Origin of the sequence: Rhodococcus sp. A14 (assembly GCF_011603105.1) — a bacterium.
Classification (GTDB): domain Bacteria; phylum Actinomycetota; class Actinomycetes; order Mycobacteriales; family Mycobacteriaceae; genus Rhodococcus_F; species Rhodococcus_F opacus.
The window spans coordinates 1-25,083 of the sequence record NZ_JAAOQS010000119.1; the positions used below are offsets into that span (position 1 = coordinate 1).

Genomic DNA, 25,083 nt, shown 5'->3' on the forward strand with positions numbered 1-25,083 from the left:
TTGCCAGAACCGGGCCGCCCGGCAGCGTCACGCTCATCGAATTGGAGGCGAACGTCACCGCGAGGGACTGCCGCTGTCTGATGTGCACGTCCGCGACCCCCAGCAGGCAGCGCTGGACCCGGGCGAAACTCGACATCGACGCCAGCGACGCCACGACGGCCGCGGCCACCCATCCCCATTGGAGGTCGCCGAGGTTCTGGACGCTCTCGGAGAGGTCCGGCCAGATGAGGACGATTTCCACCGCGAGCACGACGACGAGCAGGCCGCCGATCACCCATTCGACTCGACGCCTGCGGGGCGTCGGGCGGGTGTCTTGGGCGTCAGTCATACGCGTCCATTACACATGGCCGGTGATCACACCGTGTATCCGCCGTCGACGTCGAGTTTCTGTCCGGCGAGGAAACCGCGGTCCCTGTGTCAGGTGGCCAAGACTCCTGTCGCCGATTCAGTGGTGGTTCTCAGCATCGAACTGACACCCCTGTTCCCCAGAGTTCCGCGAGGTGCTGCGGTCACCGACTGCGATGCGCCAGCCCCAACAGGTGAGGTCCGCCCACACGTCGACGGCCTTTGACAGTCGCACCCCGCCAGCAGGATTACGGCAACTCGCCGCCATTCCCTGACCCTGTCCGGTGACCGGTGAGTTCGACGTTCTCGCCCACTGAACCATCGAGGGTGGGCAGGAACCATCCGGTGACGATGCCGAGCACTGTACCGGCCGCGATCCCGGTGATTGCGGCGAACGCGGCGACCGCCACTGTGGGCCAGCCACTTTCCGGAGTCGTCGCACCGATGAAGATCACGGCCATCGTGGGCGGCCAGGCAATGGTGTTGGCTAGCACCCAGCGCGTCGGACGAGGAACGAGACGGCGCACCGTCATCGCCTGAGCGGCACCGAGGACCGCACCCATCACTGCACCCAGACCGAGCGCGGCGGCCACGACGACGAGAAGTGCTGGCTCCGCATCACTACCACTGTCGCCGGAGAACACGCCAGGGGCCGAGGCCGCTGCCCAGCCCAACCCCGCCACCGCCGCCGTGACCACGAGCCATCGGCGCCGATTCAGCCGTGGAATCAGAAGCCGCAAACCACTCGCCTGCAATGCACCGAGCGCCGCCCCTTCGACCAGCCCACCTGCCACCACCAGAAGTAGCGCCAGTGCCGCATCCCAGCCCCTCGGCTGACCGCCGAGAACGTGCTGGGACAGCTTCGCTGCGACGGCGGCAGCGGTCATGCCGACGGCCTCGGCACTCGCGCACAACGCAATCCAGCGCTTTCCCGACAACCCACGGGCACCACCTTCGAACGGTGTGTGGTCGGTTCGCTGTCGACCCCACCCAAATGCCGTCATCGCCGCTCCCCCCGGGGAGCCTCCGCGCGGACGGCGCCGGTCATGATCGACCGAGTCGAGCCCCGCCGTGATGCGTTCGGCGATCCCTCGTGCCGAACCCGTCGCGCTCGCGGGCCCGTCGAGTATCTTCATCGTCTCGTCCTTTGCATGGTGTGCAGCAACGAAGTTGCGGGCTTGTCCAGTGCGCCGGTAGCCGATCTGGTCATGTGCTTTCTCCGCAGCGTGCCGTTGAGGGCTGTGGTGATCGCTTTGCAACCACCGACGCAATGTCCGAACTGCGATCATCGGCAGTGGGAGCCCTATCGCTGGTCGCCTGCCAGCCGGGGCAGGGTCATTCGTCGCCCGGTGACGTGCTCGATGTCGAGGACGAGGTAGCAGTCCGAGGACCGGATCGTCCACGGGGAGGGACCGGAGTGGTCGAACCCGGACAGATACTCCGAGCCCGTGGCGGTACGGGCATGGCCGAGAACGACTACGCTCCACCCGTCGCGGGACCCCGGTTCGATGTGGCCGGCCTCGAACGCGACGAACGTCCGGTCGAAGCGGGCGAACCAGGACTCGTTGTCGGTCGCGATGATGATCTCGGTGCGGGGGGCGGCGAAGGTCACCAGCCGGACCGCGGGCAGGGCGTCCTCGGTGTAGAGCAGAAGACCCGTGGGCACCGACCGCAACGCGTGGAGGCATTCGGTCGGGGTCAGGGTGCCGTTACGGTCGGAGGTGCGCATCACGCTGTGGTCTTCTTTCCAGGCGCGTCGGTCGGGTGCGTGCGTCTACTCCGTCAGCATGAGCGTTTGTTCCCCTCGTGGTTAGAGTCCTAAGTCGTTCGCCTGCCGCGGCAGAGACCCCAACCACGAGCATCGCCCACCCGTCGCGGGGTTTGACCTCGACGACAAGGGGATATCCTCGGGGTGTACGCGCCGCCGTCGGCTACGTCGCCCGCGCCTGTACGGCGGGCGAGTCAGTAAGCGGCGCAGAAAGCTGGTAGACGATGCCAGGAGACGACGAATCGCTCCTGCTCGACACTCTCTCGCAGTTGCGGCTTCGTCAGATGCTGACCGAGCGGCAGGACCGCATCGAGCAGATGACCACCTCCCGGGAACACTTGGACGGACTGCTCGAGGCGATGCTCACCGTCTCGTCCGGCCTCGACCTCGCTGCGACCCTGCGGCGGATCGTCGACGCGGCCATCAGGCTGGTCGACTGTCGATACGGAGCCCTCGGCGTGCTCAACCACAGCGGAGACCGATTGCAGGAATTCGTCTACGCGGGCGTCGACGACGAGACTCGCCACCTGATCGGGGAGTTGCCGACCGGGCATGGGCTGCTCGGCCTGCTCATCGACCGCCCCGCACCGCTACGCCTGGACGACATCACCGGGCACCCCGCGTCTGCGGGGTTTCCCGCACATCACCCGCCGATGCGCACCTTCCTCGGTGTGCCGGTCCGCATCCGCGGGCAGGTCTACGGCAACCTCTACCTCACCGACAAAGCCGCAGGCCAGTCCTTCACCGAGGACGACGAAGACCTCATCCAAGCCCTCGCGGCGGCGGCCGGGATCGCCATCGACAACGCCCGCCTGTTCGAACAAGCCCGTCAGCGCCAGCAGTGGCAGCAGGCCACCAGCGAGATCCGCGGCGAACTGCTCGCCGCCATCGACCCCAGCGAGGTGCTCGACCTGATCGCTCGCCGGGCCCGCCACCTGGCCGGCGCCGACCACGTCCTGATCGCCCGACCGGACGACCTCGACCAAGTTTCCGCCGAAGTTACCGCCCTTACCGTGACCGCGTACGCAGGGGACAATCCGAGCGTGCCCGGGTTGCGGATCGGTGTCGACGACACGGCTACCGGGCGGGTCTACCGCACCGGAAACCTGATCCAGGTGCCGGAGATCAGCGATGCCGGCCCGCATGGTCCGGCTTTGCTGCTGCCGTTGCGGGTATCCGCGGACTCGGTGACCGGGGTTCTCGCCCTCGTCCGCAATCGCGGCCGGGAACCGTTCGACGACCGCCAACTGCCGTTGGCCGCGGCGTTCGCCGACCAGGCCGCCCTCGCGTTGAAACTGGCCGACGATCAACGCCAGCTGGCGGCCGTGTCGCTGATCGCCGAGCGGGACCGGATCGCCCGGGATCTGCACGACCACGTCATCCAACGGTTGTTCGCGCACGGACTGCACCTGCAAAGCGCCCAGGCCCGCAGCCGCGTCCCCGAGGCCCGGCGCCGGTTGTCGGAGATGATCGACGATGTTCAGGACATCATCACCGATGTCCGTACCGCCATCTTCGACCTGCACGGCGGGGAGGACGACGGGTTCGCGCTGCGCCCGGCGTTGACCGCGATCGTCACCGAACAAACCGGTGAGAGCGGGTTGCGCACCACGATGCGCATGTCCGGGCCGTTGAGTGTGGTCACCGGACCACTGGCCGACCATGCCGAAGCAGTGCTGCGGGAAGCACTGAGCAACGTCGTACACCACGCCCACGCCCACCAGGTGGATGTCACTGTCTCCGTCGACGACGACCTCACCATCTGCGTCACCGACGACGGCATCGGCATCGCCCCGGCCGTCACGCGCAGCGGCCTGCGCAACCTCACTGCCCGCGCCGAACAGGCAGGCGGCACCTGCACCCTCACCACCCCCACCCCCGGCGGAACCCGCCTGACCTGGACCGCACCCCTGCCGGAAGTGCCAGGGGCAGAGTGAGTTTCGCCCGTTCCGCGTTCAGGCGCGCGTAGGCTCAATGATGTGCAATGTCGCACCGGGCCGCGGCCCTGGGCCGAGCAGTTTCGGGCCCGAGCTCGTCCCGCGATCACTGCGGGCTATCGGGTGCCGCACTCGGAAGTGTTCACGGCACGATGACCGCGCGCCCGCGTAGCGTTCCGGTACCCCATGGGGTATGTGGAGTGTTTGTCGAAATGCCCGACGCGGCGCGTCGCGACGTGCGGTGTCGGTGTTCGGTGGGGCCTGGGAGGCGAACGGGTCAGCCGGTTACTCTGCGCGCGCAGGTCGAACTCGGCGACCACTTCGTCCCGCTAGCTGGGTGCGAGGCACGTTCAGTGCGCGCACTGAACGTGTGCGTGTGCGACTCGGCCGCTTGTGGGACATCCTGCGTGGTCAGGCTTGGGTGGCGCCGTCTCAATGCTGCGTGGTCGGCCAGATCCTCGGCCAGGAACTCTCGGAGCAGATCCACTGCCTGCACGACCTTTTGGCTGCGCAGCGAGCTGAAGACGTTGCTCTTGACGCGGCGCATCGTCACGATGCCTCCCTCGCGCGGGATGGTGTGCGTTGGGCTGGCAGATGCCGGTTTGCTCGCAGAGTTCTCCGACGCACAGTTCACGGTCGGAGGGCGTTCCGGTCGCCGAGGGTGTCGACGAACCTGTTCAAGCAGCCGATCGTGAACCGGTGGCGGAGAATGCAGAGGCCGGGGCCGTCAGCCGCGGACGAGTCTCCCCGCTCGGCAAGTTTGCACGTCCAGAACCCAGGCGGGCGCCACCGTGGTCGGCCGCCAAATCGGCGATCACGACGCGGCGGGTAGGCGAAGGAGCATGCGAAAGACCGGTGTGGCCGTCGTGGCATTCCAATCCTCGGCGGAAAGGAGTGACGAGTCCGCCCTCGAGAAATGACTGGCACCACCGACGGCAATCCCGGCGTGATCGAATCCTTCGAGCCGCTGGGATATGAGCCGCCGAGCGGCCCGTCTCCGGGAATCATTGACCCATTGTGCTCGACAATGGAACCGGGAAACCGGGGGCCGCTCTAGCTGGTGGTGACCGTGTTCTCGGCTCCAGCGAGCGCGGAAAGAGATTCTGTTCCGATTGGTTCGGCCGGCAACATCGGAACGATCGCATACCGGCTGTGTGTCCGAGTGATGGTGTCGATCTCGTCCCGCTCGGTGAACGACCTTTGCTGGAGCAGTTCCGATGTCGGGTTTGCTGCAGCGAGGGAGTTGTTGACCACCCAGGCCCACGGCTCGATCCCGGCGCGTTGCAGGTCGGCCTGCAACCCTTCGGCTTCGAGGCGCGGGGTGGTTTCGGCGAGCGTGACGAGCAGGACCTTCGTCTCTTCCGGGTTCTGCAGCCGCATCAGCGGGGTGGTGAAGTTTGTGTTGTCACCCATCTGCCGGGCGATCTCCCGGTGATACGAGCCGGTGGCATCGAGGAGCAACAGGGTGTGCCCGGTGGGGGCGGTGTCGACGACGACGAACTTCCGCCGGGATTCGTGGATGACCCGGGAGAACGCTTGGAAGACAGCGACTTCCTCGGTGCACGGCGAGGCCAGGTCCTCGGCGAGGGTGGCCCGACCTTGTTCGTCCAGTGCTGCACCCTTGGTGGCCAGAACCCGGTCCCGGTACTGCGCGGTGGCGACGGCGGGGTCGATCCGCGACACCTGCAGGCCGTCGAGGTTCCCGGCGAGGGTGTCGGTCAGATGCGCGGCCGGGTCGGTGGTGGTCAGGTGCACCTGGTGGCCACGCTGGGCGAGGGCGACGGCGATCGCGGCGGCGAGGGTGGTCTTGCCGACCCCGCCCTTGCCCATGCACATGATCAGCCCGTGATCGGCGTCGGCGAGTTCGTCGATCAGGGCGGACAGCGGCGCATCCGGCAACGGTGCCGCATCCTCGGCGAGGGCCTGGGGTGTCGGGGCAGGGTGCGGGGTGAACAGGTTCTCGAGTGCGCTGATGCCGACCATGTTGGTGGCCTTGAGCTCGATCTCGTCGAGCGGCAAGGTGCGCAGTTCGCGGGGAAGATCATCGAGGGCGGCCTGTTCGCGGTCGCGGATCGCGGCGGCGAGTTGGTCGCAGTCCTCGGGGGTGGGGAGGACACCGTTGACGACGACGTGCTGGTGGGTGAGCCCGATGTCGGCGAGTTCGGTGTAGGTGCGGGCGATCTCGGCGAGCGGGGCGCTCTGGGCGCGGGTGACCAAGACCAGGCGGGTGCGCTGAGGATCGGCGAGGGCGGCGACGGCGTCGGCGTAGATGGTGCGCTGCTTCTCGAGCCCGGACATCGGGCCCAGGCAGGAGGCGTCGCCCTTGCCGGCGCTGAGGAAGTCGGTCCACGACCCGGGCAGCTGCAGCAGCCTGATGGTGTGCCCGGTGGGGGCGGTGTCGAAGAGCACGTGGTCGAAGTCTGCAAGGGTGTCGTGGTCGGTGAGCAGGGCGGTGAACTCGTTGAACGAGGCGATCTCGGTGGTGCACGACCCGGACAGCTGCTCGGTGATCGACGCCAGCTCCTTCTCCGGCAACAAACCCCGCACCGGTCCGACGATGCGTTCGCGGTAGGCGTCGGCGGCCTGCTCGGGGTCGATCTCGAGCGCCGAGAGCCCGGGCACGGTGAGGACTTCGGTGACGGTGTTGCCGATGGTCAGTCCGAAGACCTGCCCGACGTTGGAGGCGGGGTCGGTGCTCACCAGCAGCACCCGCTTGCCCGCGCGGGCAAGTGTGATGGCTGCGGCGCAGGCGATCGAGGTCTTCCCGACCCCGCCCTTACCGGTGAAGAACAGGAAGCGGGGCGGGGTGTCGAGAAACTTCATTGCGGGCAATGCCTTTCAGCAGCAGCTGGTGCTGCCGGTGTCGGTGGGGGAGCAGCAGGATCCGGCGTCGGTAGTGTCGGTGAGCCCGAGCATGGTGATGCCGGCCGGTGCGCCTGCGTCCGGGGTGTCGGTGCCGATGCCGGCCCACTTGGCGAGCTGGGTGCGGTCGGGGTAGCGGCCAGTCTGCGCGGTGACACCGTCGACGAGCACCAGGGGCAGTCCTTCGGATCCGGAGACCTGCAGGAACGCCTTGACGGGTTCGCGCTCGGCGAAGGCGAGCGGTTCGCTGGCCAGGTTGAACCGGGCGATGTCCCCGCCCTGGGAGCGGACCCAGTCCATGTCGGCGGAGAAGGTGACCAGACCCTGGTCGACGTCGTCGCCGCAGACGCCGGTGTTGCAGCACAGGGCGGGTTCGAAAATTTCGATGGTGCTCATGGTGTTCTCCTCGGCCGATCTCAGGACTGGTGGGTGGTGCGGAGTTGGGCGGCGAGCTGATTCACGCGGGCGGCGATGTCGTCGCGGACCAGCCGCATCCGCTCGATCCCGTCGATGCCGCGCTCGGACGGCTCAATGGTGTCCCAGTTCTCGAACCGGGTGCCGTCCACCGGGTCGACGTAGGCCTCGCGGCCGAGGATGACGACCACATCGACATCGCGGACCAGCTGCGGGTCGATCAGCTTCGGGGTCTCCCCGGTGATGTCCACTCCGACCTCGAGCAGCGACTCCGCCGAGAGGGCGTTCACGCTGTTGCCGGGTTTGGTGCCGGCCGAATACACCTCGACCGCGTCACCGGCGACCTTGCGCATCAGTCCGGCGGCCATCTGCGACTTGCCGCCGTTCTTCACGCACACGAACAACACGGAGGGCCTGCTCATCGTCTCGTTTCCGTCTCTCAGGCGGTGGCGGGGACGAGTTCGGCGATCAGCGCCTCGACCCGGCTCCGGATTTCGTCGCGGATCGGACGGACCGCGTCGACGCCCTTGCCGGCCGGGTCCTCGAGCGCCCAGTCGCGGTAGCTGACCCCGGGGAAGACGGGGCAGGCGTCGCCGCAGCCCATGGTGATCACCACGTCGGAGGTCTGCACGGCGTCCGGGGTGAGGATCTTCGGGGACTGGGCGGAGATGTCGATCCCGATCTCGGCCATGGCCTCGACGGCGGCGGAGTTGATGGTTGCGGCCGGGGCGGACCCGGCGGAGCGGACCTCGACCCGGTCACCGGCGAGGTGGGAGAGGAATCCGGCGGCCATCTGGGAGCGGCCGGCGTTGTGGACGCAGACGAACAACACGCTCGGGGTGGTGGACATGAAGAAGTCCTTTCGGTGGAACGGGAACGGAAGTCGGTGGGGCCCGACCGGTTCGGTCAGGCGGGGACGGTGGTGAGCTCGCGCAGCAGCTGGCGAACCCGGGTGCCGAGGTAGTGCGGGTGATCCGCGACGGGGTGTTCCGGTTGCGCCCGCTGGATTTGGAAGCGCAGTTCCTCATCGAGCGGATCGGACATCAGGACTCCTTCGTCACGGATGCGGAGGCGGAGGCGTCGGTGAAACCAGCGGAATGCGAGAACCGGTTGCGCAGCGCCAGGGACACATAGACGAGCCCGACGAGAACGGGGACCTCGATCAGCGGTCCGACGACACCGGCCAGGGCCTGCCCGGAAGTGGCGCCGTAGGTGGCGATGGCTACGGCGATGGCGAGTTCGAAGTTGTTGCCCGCGGCGGTGAACGCCAGGGTGGTGGTGCGTTCATACCCGAGGCCCATGGCCGCGCCGAGGGCGTAGCCGCCGCCCCACATGATCGCGAAATAGGCGAGAAGCGGGATCGCGATCCGGACGACGTCCCACGGCTGGGAGGTGATCTGCTCACCTTGGAGAGCGAAGAGGATCACGATCGTGAACAGCAGGCCGTACAGCGCCCAGGGCCCGATCTTCGGGATGAACTTGGTTTCGTACCAGGTACGACCCTTGGCTTTTTCGCCGAAGCGGCGGGTGAGGTAGCCGGCGAGCAGGGGGATGCCCAGGAAGATGAGCACCGACTTCGCGATCTGCCACGGCGAGGTGTCGATGGTGGTCTGCTCGAGGCCGAGCCAGCCGGGCAGCACGGACAGGTAGAACCAGCCGAGCACGGCGAACATGATCACCTGGAACACCGAGTTGATCGCGACCAACACGGCGGCGGCCTCGCGGTCACCGCAGGCGAGGTCGTTCCAGATGATGACCATGGCGATGCAGCGGGCCAGGCCGACGATGATCAGACCGGTGCGGTACTCGGGCAGATCCGGCAGCAGCAGCCAGGCCAGGGCGAACATCAGGGCGGGTCCGAGCACCCAGTTCAGCACCAGTGATCCGATGAGCAGCTTGCGGTCGCCGGTGACGGTGTCGAGTCGGTCGTAGCGGACCTTGGCGAGCACCGGGTACATCATGATCAGCAGGCCGAGGGCGATCGGCAGCGAGATGCCGTCGATCTCCACCGCGGACAGGGCATCACCCAGGCCGGGAATCATCCGGCCGAGGAGCAGTCCGGCGACCATGGCGACGCCGATCCACACCGGCAGGAACCGGTCCAGGGTGGAAAGTTTGCCGACGATGGCGGGGTGTTCGGTGGTCGAGGCCTTGCTCATGCCGGAACCTCCGTGGAGGTGCAGGTCTCGGACGGGACGACCGGTCCGCTCTCGGTCAGCAGCACAGCAGACAGTTGCTGCAGTGCCGACGGGATCACCCAGTAGTACACCCAGGTGCCGCGACGCTCGCAGTCCAGCAGTCCGGCGGCGCGGAGAACCTTCAGATGATGCGAGATCGTCGGCTGCGACAGGTCGAACGACTCGGAGATGTCGCACACGCAGGCCTCACCACCGGCGTGGCTGGCGATCAGGCTCAGCAGGCGCAGGCGCACCGGATCGCCGAGCGCCTTGAACATCCGGGCCAGATCCCCGGCCCAGTCCTCGGTCAAGGGTTCACGTACCAGCGGCGAGCAGCACGCGCCACCGTCCGACGATTCCTGATTCGACATACGTCGATATTGACAGATGTCGAATCAGGGTGCAACGCGTAGGACGGCCGGGGCGCGGATCAGGCCGAGCGTGTACTACTCGGCACGTCCGGACGGGAAGTGCACCGACCCGTCATTCCCGATGCAACCACCCTGGACGGGGCCGCTGCCGAAGAAGACGCCGTTGAGTTGCCCGCTGCCTCCGGGGGGATTCGATCCGACTCCCGCGCCGCCGACGCCGATCGCCCCACACTGGTAGCTGTTGTTGTCCATGGGGTGGTCGTTGTGGACGTGAAGCTGTGTGCCGGGGGTGTTCGGGTCTCCATGAAATGCCGGTGCCGCCGTAGCGACGCCCGAACCGAGCGCAAAAAAGGCGGCGATCGCAGCCGATGTAATCGCCGTGCGCAATGCGAACGTGTTCATCTGATGTCACCTTTGATTCGATTGTCGCCCGGCTTCTCACCGGTCGATGATTCTCGGGTTACACATGATTTCGGTGTATCCGTTTTCCAGATGAAACAATTATGGTCCGAGCCGTTGGCGGAAATCACCCCTTCGAGCGGCTTATCGGTGTTTCCAGCGCGACGTCCGCGGCCGCTCGCCGTCGCCGACGAAGCCCTGGTTGTGACCGCGTGCGTGCCGCCGCACCGAAACCACGTGACCCCGAGGGGTTCACGTGGGAGTTCCGGACGACCGCTAGCGTTGGAGTGCCCGACATCCGTACGTCCGAGGGGAAACTGCCACGCATGACCGGTGACGAGATTTCGGAAGGCAACGACGCGCACCCGACCGCGACGCCACAGTTGCGCCGCCGGTTGGGGGTGTTCGACTCGGTGATGATCGGCCTCGGGTCGATGATCGGGGCGGGGATCTTCGCCGCGCTGGGGCCCGCCGCGTCCGCAGCCGGAGGCGCGCTGCTCGTCGGGTTGGCCGTGGCCGCGGTGATCGCGTACTGCAATGCCCACTCCTCGGCCCGGCTCGCGGCGCTGTACCCGCAATCCGGTGGAACCTACGTCTACGGCCGCGAACGCCTGGGACCGTTCTTCGGATATCTGGCGGGCTGGGGTTTCGTGGTCGGGAAGACCGCCTCGTGTGCCGCGATGGCCCTGACCGTCGGCGCCTACGCTTGGCCCGGCCGCGAGCATCTCGTCGCGGTCGCCGCCGTCGCCGCCATCACCGCGGTGAACTACCTGGGTGTGCAGAAGTCCGCGCTGGTCACCCGGGTCATCGTGTTCGTGGTGCTCGCCGTCCTCGCCGTGGTCGTCGTCGTGTGCCTGACCGGTTCCGACACCGGCTTCGACGGCCTCGCGATCACCTCGGGTCACGGCGTGGCCGGAGTCCTGCAGGCCGCCGGCCTGCTGTTCTTCGCGTTCGCCGGGTACGCCCGGATCGCCACGCTCGGCGAGGAGGTGAAGGACCCGGCCCGGACCATCTCCCGGGCGATCCCCATCGCTCTGGCGATCACACTCGTCGTGTACCTGTGCGTCGCGGTCGCCGTCCTGCAGGCTCTCGGCGCCGACGCACTCGCTGCCGCGACGGATCCACTCGCGCAGGCCGTTGCCGCTGTGGGGTTCGGCGGCCTCGAGCCGGTGGTCCGGGTGGCTGCGGTGGTCGCCGCGCTCGGCTCACTGCTCGCCCTGATCCTCGGGGTGTCACGGACCACGTTCGCGATGGCACGGGACGGCCATCTGCCACGTCTGCTCGACGCCGTCCACCCCCGGTTCGCGGTGCCCTATCGGGCCGAGTTGGCCGTCGGTGTGGTGGTGGCCCTCCTCGCCGCGACCGCGGATCTGCGCGGCGTCATCGGGTTCTCCTCGTTCGCGGTGCTGGTCTACTACCTGATCGCCAACGCATCGGCCTGGACCCTGTCTGCGAAACCGTGGTCGCGGCTGGTGGCCGTCGTCGGCGCCGTCGGATGTGTCGTTCTCGCCGCGTTCCTCCCCCTGGCCTCGGTGATCTCGGGCGTGATCGTCCTCGGAGTCGGGTCCGCGATCTACGGGATCCGTTCGTCCCGCCGGGCCTGACTGTCGAGAATGTACTGCGACCCCGCACAGCATTTCGACGATCTTCCGACGGCAATTCGCCTCGGGCAGTCGTCTCGCGTGGGAGTCTTCAACGACTATCCCAGCGCCGGGAGAAGGTGAGAATGTTCGTCCTGGTCCGGCATTCCCATGCGGGCGAGAAGAAACAGTGGCACGGCCCCGACGTCGAGCGTCCGCTGAGCCCGCTCGGGCATAAGCAGGCCCACGGTCTCGTCGCGGCGCTGAGCGGCATCGAGATCGAGACACTGCTCTCCAGTCCCACTACCCGTTGTCGCCAGACCCTGCTGCCGCTCGCGCAGGCGCGCGGTCTGCCCATCCACGACGAACCGCTGCTGGCACCGGACGCACCCCCCGACGAACTGTTCGCCGCGCTACACAGACCCGACGCCGACCGGGCGGTTTTCTGCACCCACGGGGAGATCCTCAACGCGCTGGCCGAGTTCGCGCAGTCGCGCGGAATACCGGGCCTCCCTCCCTCGGGCGCGACCGCGAAAGGGGGCGTGTGGTTCGTCGACTGCGGTGCAGGTCCGCCTCCGGCGCTGCGGTACCTCGCGCCGATTCCGACCGGCTGACCTCGACTTCTAGGCCGACGCGAGCCGGGCGGCGTCCTCCCGGGCCTGCCGCGCATTCTGCAGTTCCAGGCCGTACAACAGGCCGAATGTGAAACCGTTCTCGCCCGGTGTCGTGCCGGCGCGGGCACCGAGCGTCCGGAGCGTCTCCGCCGCGACGACGCTGTCCTGGTGCTCGCCGAGGACCGTCTGCATCTTCTTGAACCGTGCCGCCTTCTTCTTTGCCGACTTTCTCCCCAGAATCGGTGCGGCCAGTTCGGCGGCGTAGCGGGCCCGTTTGGCGGCCTTCCGCGCGCGGTGCAGGGCGGCATCGTCGTCGCCGGTAGCCGCGGTGGCGACGCGTGTGAGCGCTTTGCGTTCGGCTTTCCGCACCAACTTGTCGATCACGCGGGGATCGTCGCCGGCCTCGGCAGTCAGCGGTGGCGTGGTGCGCCACCGCGCCAGCGTGGCCAACAGTGCACGGTAGCGGTCACCGTCGAGCGCATCCATCACCTCTTTTCTCCGACGGAGTTGCTCGGCGAGCAGATCGTTCTCGATGCGCGCGGCGACCGGGCCCATCACCAGTTCGGAAGGCAGGGCCGCGAGGGCGTCCGCGAAGCGTGCGCGTTGCACCTGCCGATCCCGCACCTCCCCGAGCAACCCGGCGTACCACGACAGTTCCGCGTCGAGTTCTGCCCGCGCGGTCTGATCGAACAGACGCCCGAATACCCGCAGCGTGCTGCGGAAACGCCGTATTCCCACGCGGGTGGGATGGACCGGGTCCAGTCCACGACGCAACCACACGTCGCCGGCCACGATCGCCTGGACCTGGGCATCCAGGTAGTCGACGAGCACCGCTTCCACTGTCGTCCGGGGCGTGTCGCCGCCGTCGACCGCGAGGTGCGCGGCGCTGAGCACCCGGCTGAGCTTCGACGGATACCGCGACGGCTGCGCTCCCCGGCGGGTGAGGCGTTTACCGATCTTCCCGAGCAGTTTCTCGTCCCCGGCATCGCCGAGTTCGACCTCCACCTCCCGCCACTCGCTCAGGACTGCGCGATCGCCGGCGACGGCACCGCGCACGCTGTCGTCGGCCACTTCCGCCAGCAGACGGTCGTCCCGGTCGAGGAGTCGCTGCGTGCGTCGCACGGTTTTCAGCGTCGCCACCGGGTGCACGGGTTTGCCCAGTGCGACACCCGCAATCATGGTCGCCAACTCGTCGGGAACCGCGTCACTCTCGCCCGGAGGCATCCGAATCTCGGTGCGGGCTTTGTCGGCGGGGACCTTCAATTGCCATCCCACATCGGCATCCCCGCTCCGGCGGCGGAACGTGATCTTCTGACGGAGCAGATCGCGGTCATCCGTGTCGAAGTAGACGCTGTTCAGATTGACCGTGCCCTGCTCGATCCGTCCCCCGGCAGGTATCACGTCCTCGAGATCCGGCAGGACGAAATCGAGCCCAACCTCGTACTTGTCTTCCCGCTCGCGCTGCGTCGACACCATGGACCCAGTCTGCACCCACAACGGCCGTCCCGGTCTCCGGCGCGCGATCGGCACGGAGTGCAGTTAATCTGTCAGCGGTGCAATTGTCGATCGCACCTCGTCGCCGGAGCCGAGCATTGCGAAAATCTGTCCGCAACTAGTTCTTTCACGCGGTCCATCGGGTCGCCCGCATTCCCAGTGCCCTGACTGTGCTCGGTCTTCCAGAGGGGGATGACTCCGCATGTGCACACCGAACAGGCATCACGACCTCGCGCACCCCGCACCGGGACTCGACTGGATAACGAGGGCTCGGTGTCGAGAAGGAGACCCGGATCGGCTATTCGTCACAGGCGCCGCGCAACGCAAGGCCGCCGCCCTGTGCCGGCACTGTCCGGTGCTGATCGAATGCGGTGTGTACGCACTCGACAATCGAATCGAATTCGGCATCTGGGGTGGGATGACGGAACGTCAGCGCCGTGCACTACTCGTGGCGTATCCCGGGGTCCGCTGGTCCGAGCGCTTCACGAGCCCTCCACCTGTCGGGTGAGGAATGATCGATCCTCGTCACGAGGAAAGACGTACCGATGGATAGTCAAGAAGTTCGAGTTTAGTCCTCAGTACGGTTACACCCTGGTGGGCCATGCCATAGCGTTCCTCTCATCAACTGGCGAGTGCGATGCCGCCGCGGTCTCGTACTCCCGGGACGTCTATCGAGAGGAACACCATGACGACCACCGAGAACATCGTCGAAACCCGCCCCGCCCCCTTCACCTGGGCACAGTCCGCCCAGTACAGCCAGGGCGCCAAGGCCGGGGAGCTGGTGTTCACGTCCGGTCAGGCCGGCTACGACGACGCCGGCAACCTCGTCGATGGCGGCTTCGAGGCCCAGGCACGCCAGGTGTTCCGCAACATCGAAAAGATCCTGCACCAGCACGGCGCCTCGATGTCGTCGGTGGTCAAGCTGACCGCCTACCTGCGCAACCGCGACGACTTCGACGCATTCAAGAAGGTCCGCGCCGAATTCTTCTCCAGCCCATACCCGGCGGTGACCGCGGTGCAGAACTCGTTCCTCGTCGAGGGCATGCTTTTCGAGGCGGACGCTGTCGCCGTGGCCGGTGCCCAACGGGTACTCGCCGACACCGACGCCAGCTAGCTCCCGGCAGAACTCCGACCCTTTCCACCACCAGTACAGAACTGGGATTCCATGTCTGACAGGCTTTTTCCGACCCTGTTCTCCCCGCTGCAGGTCGGTGACGTCACCCTGAAGAACCGGATCTTCTCCTCCGGTCACGACACCGTGATGGTGCACGACGGCGCGGTCACCGACCAACTCGTCGAATACCACCGCGCCCGGGCAGCCGGCGGCGCCGGGCTGATCATCATGCAGGTCGCCGGTATCCACGAGACCGCGCGGTACACCTACCACGTGCTCATGGCCACCGACGACAGCTGCATCGAGGGATACCGGCGCGTCGCCGAGGCCGCTCACGAGCACGGGTGCGCCGTGTTCGGCCAGGTGTTCCACCCGGGCCGGGAGATCATGGAATCCCAGGACGGCGCGCTTCCGGTCGCGTATGCCCCGTCGGCGGTCCCGAACGAACGATTCCGGGTCATGCCCCGGCCGATGTCCCAGGCGATGATCGCCGAGGTCGTGGCCGGATACGCGGCCGGAGCGCGCCGCCTCCAACGGGCCGGACTCGACGGCGTCGAGATCGTCGCCAGCCACGGCTACCTGCCCGCCCAGTTCCTCAACCCGGAACTGAACCTGCGCACCGACCAGTACGGCGGCGACCTCGACAATCGGATGCGGTTCCTGCGCGAGATCGTTTCGGCCGTCCGAGAGGCGGTCGGACCGGGGTTCGCGGTCGGCGTCCGCGTGTCCGGCATCGAGCACTCCTCCGTGGAGGACGAGCCCACCGACATCGTGGAGGTGTGCCGCAGGCTCGACGCGGACGGGCTGCTGGACTTCCTGAACGTCACCGAGGGCACGTCCGCCAGCCGGTCCGGGTCGTTGCATATTGTTCCGCCGATGAGCGAGGAGGCCGCCTACACTGCACCCGCCGCCGCGAAGATCAAGGCGGCGGTGTCGATTCCGGTGCTCGTCGCCGGGCGGATCAACCAGCCGCAGGAAGCCGAGATCGTCGTCGCCAAGGGGCAGGCGGACGCCTGCGCGATGACCCGCGCCCTGATCTGCGACCCGGACATGCCGGCCAAGGCGCAGGCCGAGCGGCCGGACGACATCCGGGCCTGCATCGGGTGTAACCAGGCGTGCATCGGTCACTTCCAATCCGGCTACCCGATCTCGTGCATTCAGCGCCCGGAGACCGGACGCGAACGCGAGTTCGGCACGCTGGTGATCACCCCGAAGCCGAAGGACGTCATGGTCGTAGGCGGCGGGCCCGCCGGGATGAAGGCGGCCGTGGTCGCCGCCCAGCGCGGTCACCGGGTGACCCTGTACGAGGCCAGTGGTCGAGTCGGCGGGCAGGTGTTGCTGGCCGAGCGGCTTCCCGGTCGGTCCGAGTTCGGTGGCGCAGCAACCAATCTGCAGTCCGAACTCGACCGCTACGGGGTCATCGTGAAAACCCGCGTCGAGGTGGATGCGGCGATGATCACCGCGGAACGTCCCGACCACGTCATCATCGCGACCGGCGCCACCCCGTATCGGCCGCCGCTCGAGCTGGACGGGGACATGCCGGTATTCGAGGCGTGGGATGTGATCGGCACGGGCGGCGGCAACACCCCCAAGGGTGAGATCGTCGTGGCGGACTGGAGGGGCGACTGGACCGGGCTCGGGGTCGCGGAAATGCTCGCCCGGGAGGGGCGCAAGGTGACCCTGTGCGTCAACGGCTACGCGGCCGGTGAAAACCTGCAGCAGTTCACCCGTATCGCGATGCTGCGGGCGGCTACCGAGGCGAAGGTTCGGGTGATCCCACACGCACGCCTGTTCGGAGCGGACGACGACACCGTCTACCTGGTCAACACCCTGACCGGCGAACCGATCATCCTCGACGGCGTCGACGGACTCGTCCTCGCCCTCGGTCACCAGCAGAACGACGCCCTGCTCGCCGAGGTCGAATCCACCGATATCCCGTTCACCGGAGTCGGTGACTGCCTCGCTCCGCGCACCGTCGAAGAGGCCGTCCTCGACGGGCTCAAGGCCGCAACTGCCCTCTAGAAGTCCCGGCCCAGGTCGGCTGATGTGGAAACGAACCTCCGGTGGGGGGTGGGTCTCGAAGGCCCGCACCCTGCCGGAGGTTCTTCCGAACGCGAGAGTGGTCCCCGTTCAGTCGGTGAGCGCGCTCGCGTGGGCGCGTGCGCGAAGCGCCAGCCACAGCATCGCGATGTCCGATGATGCCTTCAGGTTTCGTCCTGTCACGGACTCGATCTTCCGGAGCCGAAAAGCCAGGGACTGCCGGTGGATTCCGAGCCGATCGGCAGTCACGGTCCAACTTCGGTTGTGTGCGAGGAAAGTTTCGAGGGTCTCGACGAGGTGCGAGTCGTGGCCCCGGTCGTAGAGGAGGAGATCGCCGAGGATTGCGTCGGTGGCATGCCGGGCGTCGGTTCGGGTGCGCGGCACGAACAGTGGCGCATCGGTGGAGTACCGGGCGACGGGTACACCGGTTGATCGGGCGGTGTCCAAGGCCCAGCTCGCCTGACGGGCGCTGTCCGAGATCTGTCCGATCGCGGTAGCCGAGGGCGACACTCCCATCGCCCGGGTCTTTCCGCTGAGCACGTCGATGGTCTCGGAACACCTTCCGGTGGGGAGCAGCATGTAGGCGCGCTCGTCGAGTATGGCGGTCACGTTCGGAACGCCGCGGTCTCCCGCTATCGTCCTGGCAGCGGGAAGGAAGTCGATATCGAAGCTCAACACGGTCCACTCCGGCGCGGACAGGTCGAATTCTTCGAGGAGTGGTGTAACGGCTTCGGGTGCGTCGGAGCCGGCGAGGATTCGCCGCAGCAGGCCTTCACCGACTTCGTCGGCGTACTCCCGCTCCCTGGTGACTTTTTCGACTTCGACGCCGATCAGGCTCCGCACGTGCAGCAATGCAAAGGCATCGACATCCGTCGCCGGGCTTCCCTCCATGACCAGCATGCATTTGCGGTGAGTGGGGAGCGCATGGGCGGTCATCACGTAGTCCGCACCTTCTCCGAGCGTGAGGTGGGCGGGGAGGCGGTCGAGGGTCCCGGCGACGCGCGACGTCAATGACCGGATGGTTGCGTCGGACAGTGGATTGTCCGTGGGAAGAACGTCGGTACCGTGCTCGACGTCGACGACGTGCAAGGTGTATTGAAGTTCCCGAGACAGCCTGACCAGGAGACTCGTCTCCGCCAGTGAGGTTGAGCGTGCGTGTTCGTAGAGTCGGCTCAGTCGTGCGACCCTGCTGACTTGAACGCTCTGACTCGCCAGGGCCACGGTCCGTCCGATGGCCGCGAACGGGGTGGTGTGGCTGCACCGAAGGATGGGGAAGTTCAGTCTGTCGGCATTGGCCAGCATTGCGGCCGTCAGCGGTGGCGCTGTCACATCGTCTCCGATGATGACGCCCGCCAATCCTTTTTCGTGGAGGCGTTCGACGAACGTGCACTGTGCCCGTTCGTCCGACGGCACACACAAACCGGCAGTCATCAGCAGCTCGTCCGCTCCCAGCCAGTCCCAGGGGTCGAGTTCCGAGGTGTGCGCCCACACAATCCGTCGGTCGAGTCCCCCCATGCCGGCAACGGCAGCGCACCCGAGCTGATCCATCGCGATGAGGTCACCGACGGTGAGTCTCGACATTGTCTTCCTCTCGTCTCGCGGGCGGGTGGGCCGTAGTGCGCTGTAATGGGCGCTACGAGGGTCAGTTCTGGCCGGTACTGATCCGGCGGGTGATCAGTGCCATCCAGAAGTCGGCGATGTCGGCGGAGCTCTTCACGCTCCGGCCGGTCAGACCCTCGATCTTGCGAAGTCGGTATCCGAGTGTCTGACGATGAATGACAAGTTTTTCCGCAGTTGCCGACCAGTTTCGGTCCATGGACAGGAATACATCGAGAGTCTCGATGAGATCACTGTGATTGGCCGCGTCGTAATCGATGACCTTCCCCAGCACTGTCCGCGTCGCGAAATGTGCTTCGGTCAATGTGCGGGGAAGAAACAGGGGTGCCGCGGTCGAATACTCCGCAAGACCGCCGCCGGCCGCACGCGCGGCCTGGAGAGCCCACCGGGCCTGACGAACGCTGTCCGGCACCCGCCCAGTCGTCGCGTTCCGTGCCGACATGCCCATCGAATCGATGTGGTGGTCGAGGAGATCCGCCGCTAGGTCGGCGTCGGCGCTGGGGACCATCAGATAGCCCTCCTCCCCCGCGGAACACGACAGGTAGGGGAATCCGCGGTCTCCGATGAGCGTGCGAGCGGTCTGGAGGTGAGTGGCGTCGAATCCGATGACGCACCAGTCCGTATCGGCCAATCCCAGTTGCCCGAGCCGGGGGGTGGCGGCATCCGCGCTGATCGATCCGGTGATCATGTGCTCGAGCAGCTCCGCCCGCACGGTATCGGTGCGTTCGCGTTCGCGGGTCACGCGCTCTACTTCCACGCCGACCAGACTCTGAGCGTGTAGCAGCACGAAGGCATCGACTTCGAGGTCGGTGTTCCCGGCCGCGACGAGCATGCACTTGCGGTGGGTGGCGAGGGGGAATGCCGTCGCCGTGGTTCCGGCACCGGTCTCGATCGCCATTCTCGGCGGAAGACGGTCGAGGCGGCCGTCGACGCGGGTGCGAAGCTGATCGATGAGTTCGTCGTCCAGCGGGTGTGCATCACGGAGCACCTCGCTGCCGAGCTCGACATCAACGACATGGAGTTGGTGTCCGAGTTCCGCCGACAGTCGATCGAGCAGCGATGTCTCGTCCTCTGGCGCCGCGTGCGTAGCGTCATAGAGCCGGCTCAGGCGGGCGATTCGACTGACCTGGACGCTCTGGGCTGCGATGGCGACGGTGCGGCCGATCGCCGCAAAGGGGGTGGCGTGACCGACCGACAGAACGGGGAAGCTCAGGTCGTCGGCTTCGGAGAGCATGTCTGGCGTGAGCGGGGGTGCTTGCAGGTCGTCGCCGATCGCGATACCGGCCAAACCTGCCTCGCTGAGACGTCGAATGAACTGCGTTTGTCCGTCAGCCGCTGCCGGCAGGCTCATCCCGGTGGTCAACAGTAGGTCGTCGGCACTGAGCCAGTTCCACGGATCGGGCAACTCGCACACGTGCGCCCACACCACAGCCCGTCCTGCACCGGCCTCGCCGGCGACCACGCTGCACGCAAGTTGCCTCATGGCTACCAAGTCGCCGATTGTCAGGTTCGACACGAATCACTCCCGGTATCTCACGCCGGTACAAACATCGCCGGCAGAATTATACGTCCGTATGACTCCTCGGCCGCCCGTCAGGGGATGAGCACGACGGAACCGGTCGTCTTCCGGTCCTCCAGGTCCCGGTGCGCGTCGGCGGCGCGTTCGATCGGGTACTGAGCGCCGACACGGACGGTCAGCGAACCGTCCGCGATGGCCCCGAACACTTCTCCTGCCCGCCATGTCAGTTCCTCGCGGGTGCGGACGTAGTGCGCGAGGGTGGGACGAGTGAGGAATAGTGAACCTGCGGGATTGAGCCGCTGCGGGTCGAACGGCGGCACCAGGCCGCTCGCCGCGCCGAAGAGTGCGAGGGTGCCACGGATCCGAACGGAGGCGAGGCTCGCGTCGAAGGTAGCTACGCCCACACCGTCGTAGGCGGCGGCGACACCCTCGCCGTCGGTGAGTTCGCGTACCCGAGCGGCGATGTCGTCGTCGTAGCGGAGAACCTCGACCGCGCCGGCCTCCCGCGACAACGTCTCCTTCGCGTCCGACGAGACGGTGGTGATCACTCGCGCACCGAGTTTCGTCGCGAGTTGGGTCAGCAGCAGTCCCACTCCACCGGCACCGGCGTGGACCAACACGGTGTCGCCGGACTGCACCGGGTACGTCGAGTACGCCAGGTAATGGGCGGTCAGGCCCTGCGCCAGTGCGGACGCCGCCTGCGGCGCAGGAACGCCCTCCGGCACCGCGATCGCGATTTCGTTGGGCACCACCACCTTCTCGGCGTAGTTGTCCGTCGCGCCGCACCAGGCGACGCGGTCGCCGGGGGCGAAGTCGCGGACGTCGGCGCCGACGGCCTCGACGACGCCGGACCCCTCGTCGCCGGGAACGTACGGCAGCGGGTGCGGGTACACGCCGGTCCGGAAGTAGGTGTCGATGAAGTTGACGCCGATCGCGTCGGTTCGGACGAGAAGATCGGTTGGCCCGGGCTCGGGATCGGGAATCTCGGTGAGTTCGAGGACTTCGGGGTGGCCGAGGCGGGCGACCTGAATTGCGCGCATGCGCCATGTCTACACGCTGTGACGAATTTGAACACACCGACCATGGGGTGAATTTCGCTCGGTGACTTCTTCGTCGCGCTGCGGAGACGGCTGCGGCCTGCGCCGCGAACAGCGCACGCCTCCGCCGCACTTGCCGGGCGGTCAAATGCCGCGGCACCGATCCCGGCGGTGTACGAAATGAGGTATTGACGCCCACGCATTTCACCTCTTACAGTGTTGTTCAACACATGAACTAAGCGTTCAAAAAGTGAACGGAGATAGACAATGGCGTCTCAGCGCATGCGACTTTTTGCTTTCGACTACCAGGGCCCGGCGCACCTGTCGGCCGGCCTCTGGCGGCACCCGAAGGATCAGGGCGCGAACTACACGAACCTCGCCTACTGGACCGAGTACGCCAAGCTGCTCGAAGAGGCCCGATTCGACGGCATCTTCTTCGCCGACAACGTCGGCTACCACGACATCTACGAGGGCACCGTCGACGCGGCCCTCGCCGACGCCGCGCAGATCCCCGCGCAGGATCCGTTCATGGCCGTCTCCGCGATGGCCGCGGTGACGAAGAACCTCGGGTTCGGGTTGACCGGATCGACCTCGTACGAGCACCCGTACGCGCTGGCCCGCAAGTTCAGCACCCTCGACCACCTCACCGACGGCCGCGTCGGCTGGAACCTGGTGACCTCCTACTCCGACAGCGCCGCCCGCAATCTCGGTACCGGACAGCAGGTTCCGCACGACGAGCGGTACGACATGGCCGCCGAGTACCTCGAGGTCTGCTACAAGCTGTGGGAGGGGTCCTGGCAGGACGACGCGGTCGTCCGGGACGCCGAGCGCGGCATGTACATCGATCCGAGCCGGGTGCACAACATCGAGCACAAGGGCAAGTACTTCTCCGTTCCCGGATTCGCGCTGTGCGAGCCGTCCCCGCAGCGCACCCCGGTGATCTTCCAGGCCGGCGGCTCGTCCAAGGGTCGCGCCCTCGCCGCCGCCAGCGCCGAGGCGGTGTTCGTCAACGCCGTGTCCATCCCGGCGCTGAAGAAGCAGGTCGACGGCCTGCGCACCCTCGCCGCCGAGGCCGGCCGTGACCCGCAGAACGTCAAGGTCCTGCAGATGCTCAACGTTGTCTGCGCACCGACCGACGAACAAGCCCACGCGAAGTACGAGAGCTACCGCAAGCTGGTCAGCTACGCCGGGGCGATGGCCCGCTACAGCGGCTGGACGGGATTGGACATGTCCCAGTTCGACCCCGACGTGCCGCTCAAGCACGTCAAGACCAACGCCGGGCAGACCATGGTCGACTTGTTCTCGAAGATGGATCCGGACAAGGAGTGGACCCCGCGCGACATCGCCGAATTCATCGGTATCGGCGGCACCGGCCCCACCATCGTCGGCTCCCCCACCACCGTCGCCGACGAGCTGACCCGGTGGATGGACGAAACCGGTATCGCCGGCTACAACTTCGGGCACGCGGTCAAGTACCAGGACATGGCGGACTTCATCGAACTGGTCGTCCCCGAGCTGCAGCGCCGCGGCACCGTGTGGAGCGAATACGAAGGCTCGACCCTGCGCGAAAAGCTGTACGGCAAGGGTGCCGTCCGGCTTCGCGACGATCACCCCGGTCTCCGCCTCGGCAACCGCACCGTCGAAGCCGTCTGATATCGGTCACCCCGACGTGACCTCACCGACCGGAAAAAGGACACCCATGCAGACCACCGAACTCCACGATGTCGCGACCACCCTGCGTACCGCACGTGTGAACGGTGCACCGATCACCGCACCGACCAAGACCTGGCCCGCCCTCGACGCGGATTCCGCCTTCGCCGTCCAGCGCATCAACGTCGAGCACGCGATCGCAGGCGGTGACCGCCTGGTCGGGTACAAGCTCGGCAACATCGCGAAGGTCATGCAGGAAGCCTTCGGCCTCGGCCAGCCCGATTACGGATTCTTGCTGGCCAGCATCTTCGCCTACGAAGGCACCACCCTCGAACGGGAAAACTACATCGAGCCGTTCGTCGAACTCGAACCCGCCTTCGTGCTGAAGAGCAGTCTGCGCGGACCCAACGTCACGGTCGCCGATGTCATCAACGCCATCGACTACGCGGTGCCCGCCATCGAGATTATCGACTCCCGTGTCCAGAACTGGGCCATCAACCTTCCGGACACGCTGGCTGACAACGGATCCACCGGAGCGGTCATCCTCGGCGGCACCCCCCGCCGCATCACCGACCTGACCCTTCGCGACATGCGCGGCTCCCTGCACTTCAACGGGCGCGAGGTCATCACCGGCAACACCCGCAACATCCTCGGCAATCCCCTCGCCGCGGTCGCCTGGCTGGTCAACCGCCTCGCTGCCTACGACGTCGAGTTCCAGGCCGGCCAGGTCATCCTCCCCGGCAGTTGCCTGCAGGCAGTGCCCATGAACCAGGCCGGCCGCTGGGTCGGTGAGTACGAAGGCTTCGGCGCCATCGAGTTCGACGTTTCCACCGCCACCAACTGACCCCCGTCTTGCCTGATCGACCCCACTACGAACACCCTTCGGGATCGTTCAGGCGAGCGGCACCCCTCGACGGAAACGCTGTGCACCGTCGAGTCGGTCCACGAGAAATCTTCGCGGGGAGAGCATTCCCCGCGGCAACACGTTCGTTCAGGAATCAGGAGCGCCTTCTTGACTGAACGAACTGCGCGGGTGCCTGACCTGATGTGTCGGCGTCAGGCACCCGCTCTCCACGTGCGACGCACCGCCGTACCCGGCCACGCCTGACTGCCGGTTACGGCGGTGCGTTTGTCGTAGGACTGCCGATGCCGTCGGTCGGCGCACTCCGCCGACCCTCGCGCGGCTTCGGACCCCCGCACCGTCGACCCCGAGAAACCGAATGAACATTATTGAGCATCCATCCGACCGTCCACCGGGCTGGGACTGGCGACATGAGGGATCGTGCCGCGGCACCGACACCGACATGTTCTTCACACCCGACGATCACGAACAGCGAACCATTCGCGCACGGCGCGAACGTCGCGCCAAACAGATCTGTCAGGACTGCCCCGTGCTCCCGCAATGCCGCAAGCACGCCCTTACCGCCGCAGAACGTTACGGCATCTGGGGCGGCATGTCCGAGACCGAACGCGCCCGCCTCGGCCGACGGCACACCCAGCGGCTTGCCCGCTGACATCCGCCACCGCGCCGCTGAACCATCCGTGTCGATCAGTGATGAACACGAGTACCGGTGGAATATCCGTAACGGCGGGCAGGATCGGCCCCGCCGCGACCGGTATCTCGGGTCACCGACGAATCAGACTGTTCCCCTGTCGAAGTCTGCGGTCCACACCTGACCGGGACTCGGCCAGTTTCGGACCGGACACGCCGAGCACCCCGTCCGCGGAACCTGGGTGCGGGTTCGCGGACGGGGTGCTCGGGTGGATTCTCGCTAGTCGGTGACGCCTTCTGCACGAGCAGCGGCGGCGACTGCCTCCGCGACAGCGGGGGCGACGCGAGGATCGAGCGGGCTGGGAACGATCTTGTCCACAGTCAGCTCGTCACCGACGACCGAGAGGATTGCCTCGGCGGCGGCGAGCTTCATGCCTTCGGTGATCCGGCGGGCACCGGCATCGAGCGCACCCCGGAACACACCGGGGAAGGCCAGCACATTGTTGATCTGGTTCGGGAAGTCACTGCGTCCGGTGGCCACGATCGCCGCATGCTTGCGGGCGATGTCCGGGTGGATCTCCGGGTCCGGGTTCGACAACGCGAACACGATCGAATCCTTGGCCATCGTCGCGATCAGCTCCTCCGGCACGGTG

Annotated in this window: 25 protein-coding genes and 1 pseudogene; 9 read left to right on the forward strand and 17 right to left on the reverse strand. The window is 66.9% G+C overall.

What is annotated here, in order from left to right:
• The 3 genes and pseudogenes from G9373_RS37830 to G9373_RS37840 form a co-directional block, all read right to left on the reverse strand.
• Positions 1-328 (reverse strand): annotated as a pseudogene (locus G9373_RS37830) (lysylphosphatidylglycerol synthase domain-containing protein); the annotation flags it as partial.
• 265 nt (positions 329-593) lie between these two features.
• Positions 594-1,481, reverse strand: a complete 888-nt coding sequence (locus tag G9373_RS37835; RefSeq protein WP_167120097.1) for a hypothetical protein — start codon at positions 1,479-1,481, stop codon at positions 594-596.
• A gap of 167 nt (positions 1,482-1,648) precedes the next feature.
• On the reverse strand, positions 1,649-2,074 hold the full coding sequence (locus G9373_RS37840; RefSeq protein WP_005264406.1) for a pyridoxamine 5'-phosphate oxidase family protein: 426 nt from the start codon (positions 2,072-2,074) through the stop codon (positions 1,649-1,651).
• Between the two features lie 263 nt (positions 2,075-2,337).
• On the opposite strand from G9373_RS37840, the gene G9373_RS37845 reads away from it, so the two are divergent.
• Complete coding sequence (locus tag G9373_RS37845) at positions 2,338-4,050, forward strand: GAF domain-containing protein (protein ID WP_005567954.1); 1,713 nt, start codon at positions 2,338-2,340, stop codon at positions 4,048-4,050.
• Positions 4,051-4,327: 277 nt separating this feature from the next.
• On the opposite strand, the gene G9373_RS47090 is transcribed toward G9373_RS37845, so the two are convergent.
• The 9 genes from G9373_RS47090 to G9373_RS37890 all read right to left on the reverse strand — a co-directional run bounded on the left by G9373_RS47090 (position 4,328) and on the right by G9373_RS37890 (position 10,276).
• Entirely contained in the window at positions 4,328-4,603 is a 276-nt protein-coding gene (locus G9373_RS47090) for a hypothetical protein (protein WP_240483050.1), read from the reverse strand.
• A 500-nt stretch (positions 4,604-5,103) separates the two neighbouring features.
• Positions 5,104-6,873, reverse strand: a complete 1,770-nt coding sequence (gene arsA / locus G9373_RS37855) for an arsenical pump-driving ATPase (RefSeq protein WP_005567956.1) — start codon at positions 6,871-6,873, stop codon at positions 5,104-5,106.
• Between the two features lie 15 nt (positions 6,874-6,888).
• Entirely contained in the window at positions 6,889-7,308 is a 420-nt protein-coding gene (gene arsD, locus G9373_RS37860) for an arsenite efflux transporter metallochaperone ArsD (RefSeq protein WP_005567958.1), read from the reverse strand.
• A gap of 20 nt (positions 7,309-7,328) precedes the next feature.
• Entirely contained in the window at positions 7,329-7,748 is a 420-nt protein-coding gene (locus G9373_RS37865) for a low molecular weight phosphatase family protein (RefSeq protein ID WP_043790366.1), read from the reverse strand.
• A gap of 17 nt (positions 7,749-7,765) precedes the next feature.
• Positions 7,766-8,176, reverse strand: a complete 411-nt coding sequence (locus G9373_RS37870) for an arsenate reductase ArsC (RefSeq protein WP_005264411.1) — start codon at positions 8,174-8,176, stop codon at positions 7,766-7,768.
• Between the two features lie 56 nt (positions 8,177-8,232).
• Positions 8,233-8,370, reverse strand: a complete 138-nt coding sequence (locus tag G9373_RS37875; protein ID WP_164709631.1) for a hypothetical protein — start codon at positions 8,368-8,370, stop codon at positions 8,233-8,235.
• On the reverse strand, positions 8,370-9,485 hold the full coding sequence (arsB, locus tag G9373_RS37880; protein ID WP_005567961.1) for an ACR3 family arsenite efflux transporter: 1,116 nt from the start codon (positions 9,483-9,485) through the stop codon (positions 8,370-8,372). Before arsB ends, G9373_RS37875 begins: the two co-directional genes overlap by 1 nt.
• Complete coding sequence (locus G9373_RS37885) at positions 9,482-9,874, reverse strand: metalloregulator ArsR/SmtB family transcription factor (protein ID WP_005567964.1); 393 nt, start codon at positions 9,872-9,874, stop codon at positions 9,482-9,484. Before G9373_RS37885 ends, arsB begins: the two co-directional genes overlap by 4 nt.
• Positions 9,875-9,949: 75 nt before the next feature.
• The gene (locus G9373_RS37890) at positions 9,950-10,276 is read right to left on the reverse strand and encodes a hypothetical protein (RefSeq protein ID WP_005567965.1); all 327 of its coding nucleotides are present in this window, start codon (positions 10,274-10,276) and stop codon (positions 9,950-9,952) included.
• 323 nt (positions 10,277-10,599) lie between these two features.
• Here G9373_RS37890 and G9373_RS37895 point away from each other — a divergent pair, with 323 nt between their 5' ends.
• Together G9373_RS37895 and G9373_RS37900 are read left to right on the forward strand one after the other, a co-directional pair.
• Positions 10,600-11,877 carry an amino acid permease gene (locus G9373_RS37895; RefSeq protein ID WP_169693607.1) on the forward strand — a complete coding sequence of 426 codons (1,278 nt, stop codon included), beginning with the start codon at positions 10,600-10,602 and terminating at the stop codon, positions 11,875-11,877.
• Between the two features lie 122 nt (positions 11,878-11,999).
• Positions 12,000-12,467, forward strand: coding sequence for a phosphoglycerate mutase family protein (locus G9373_RS37900; RefSeq protein ID WP_005567969.1), 468 nt, complete (start codon positions 12,000-12,002; stop codon positions 12,465-12,467).
• Between the two features lie 9 nt (positions 12,468-12,476).
• Here the strand turns inward: G9373_RS37900 and G9373_RS37905 are convergent, their stop codons facing one another.
• On the reverse strand, positions 12,477-13,943 hold the full coding sequence (locus G9373_RS37905; RefSeq protein WP_054248455.1) for a CYTH and CHAD domain-containing protein: 1,467 nt from the start codon (positions 13,941-13,943) through the stop codon (positions 12,477-12,479).
• A gap of 220 nt (positions 13,944-14,163) precedes the next feature.
• Here G9373_RS37905 and G9373_RS37910 point away from each other — a divergent pair, with 220 nt between their 5' ends.
• The 3 genes from G9373_RS37910 to G9373_RS37920 all read left to right on the forward strand — a co-directional run bounded on the left by G9373_RS37910 (position 14,164) and on the right by G9373_RS37920 (position 17,097).
• Positions 14,164-14,469: a WhiB family transcriptional regulator gene (locus tag G9373_RS37910; RefSeq protein WP_082359885.1), complete on the forward strand. Its 306-nt coding sequence runs from the start codon at positions 14,164-14,166 to the stop codon at positions 14,467-14,469.
• A gap of 177 nt (positions 14,470-14,646) precedes the next feature.
• Positions 14,647-15,075 (forward strand): RidA family protein, encoded by a 429-nt coding sequence (locus G9373_RS37915; RefSeq protein ID WP_167120100.1) that lies wholly within the window; start codon positions 14,647-14,649, stop codon positions 15,073-15,075.
• Positions 15,076-15,126: 51 nt separating this feature from the next.
• A complete protein-coding gene (locus tag G9373_RS37920; protein ID WP_054248667.1) occupies positions 15,127-17,097 on the forward strand; it encodes an FAD-dependent oxidoreductase in 1,971 nt (656 codons plus the stop codon).
• 108 nt (positions 17,098-17,205) lie between these two features.
• Here the strand turns inward: G9373_RS37920 and G9373_RS37925 are convergent, their stop codons facing one another.
• The 3 genes from G9373_RS37925 to G9373_RS37935 all read right to left on the reverse strand — a co-directional run bounded on the left by G9373_RS37925 (position 17,206) and on the right by G9373_RS37935 (position 21,291).
• Positions 17,206-18,696 carry a PucR family transcriptional regulator gene (locus tag G9373_RS37925; protein WP_054248666.1) on the reverse strand — a complete coding sequence of 497 codons (1,491 nt, stop codon included), beginning with the start codon at positions 18,694-18,696 and terminating at the stop codon, positions 17,206-17,208.
• 61 nt (positions 18,697-18,757) lie between these two features.
• Positions 18,758-20,248: a PucR family transcriptional regulator ligand-binding domain-containing protein gene (locus G9373_RS37930; protein ID WP_054248665.1), complete on the reverse strand. Its 1,491-nt coding sequence runs from the start codon at positions 20,246-20,248 to the stop codon at positions 18,758-18,760.
• A gap of 77 nt (positions 20,249-20,325) precedes the next feature.
• Positions 20,326-21,291 carry a quinone oxidoreductase gene (locus G9373_RS37935; protein WP_133985653.1) on the reverse strand — a complete coding sequence of 322 codons (966 nt, stop codon included), beginning with the start codon at positions 21,289-21,291 and terminating at the stop codon, positions 20,326-20,328.
• Between the two features lie 264 nt (positions 21,292-21,555).
• Between G9373_RS37935 and G9373_RS37940 the strand changes: the two genes are divergently transcribed.
• From G9373_RS37940 to G9373_RS37950, 3 genes are all read left to right on the forward strand, one after another.
• Entirely contained in the window at positions 21,556-22,941 is a 1,386-nt protein-coding gene (locus G9373_RS37940; protein WP_167120103.1) for an LLM class flavin-dependent oxidoreductase, read from the forward strand.
• Between the two features lie 46 nt (positions 22,942-22,987).
• A complete protein-coding gene (locus G9373_RS37945) occupies positions 22,988-23,782 on the forward strand; it encodes a fumarylacetoacetate hydrolase family protein (protein ID WP_167120106.1) in 795 nt (264 codons plus the stop codon).
• A gap of 376 nt (positions 23,783-24,158) precedes the next feature.
• Positions 24,159-24,452: a WhiB family transcriptional regulator gene (locus tag G9373_RS37950; protein WP_005264426.1), complete on the forward strand. Its 294-nt coding sequence runs from the start codon at positions 24,159-24,161 to the stop codon at positions 24,450-24,452.
• 258 nt (positions 24,453-24,710) lie between these two features.
• Here G9373_RS37950 and G9373_RS37955 read toward each other — a convergent pair.
• Positions 24,711-25,083: malic enzyme-like NAD(P)-binding protein (locus G9373_RS37955; protein WP_277346728.1), on the reverse strand; the 373-nt coding region annotated here is incomplete at its 5' end.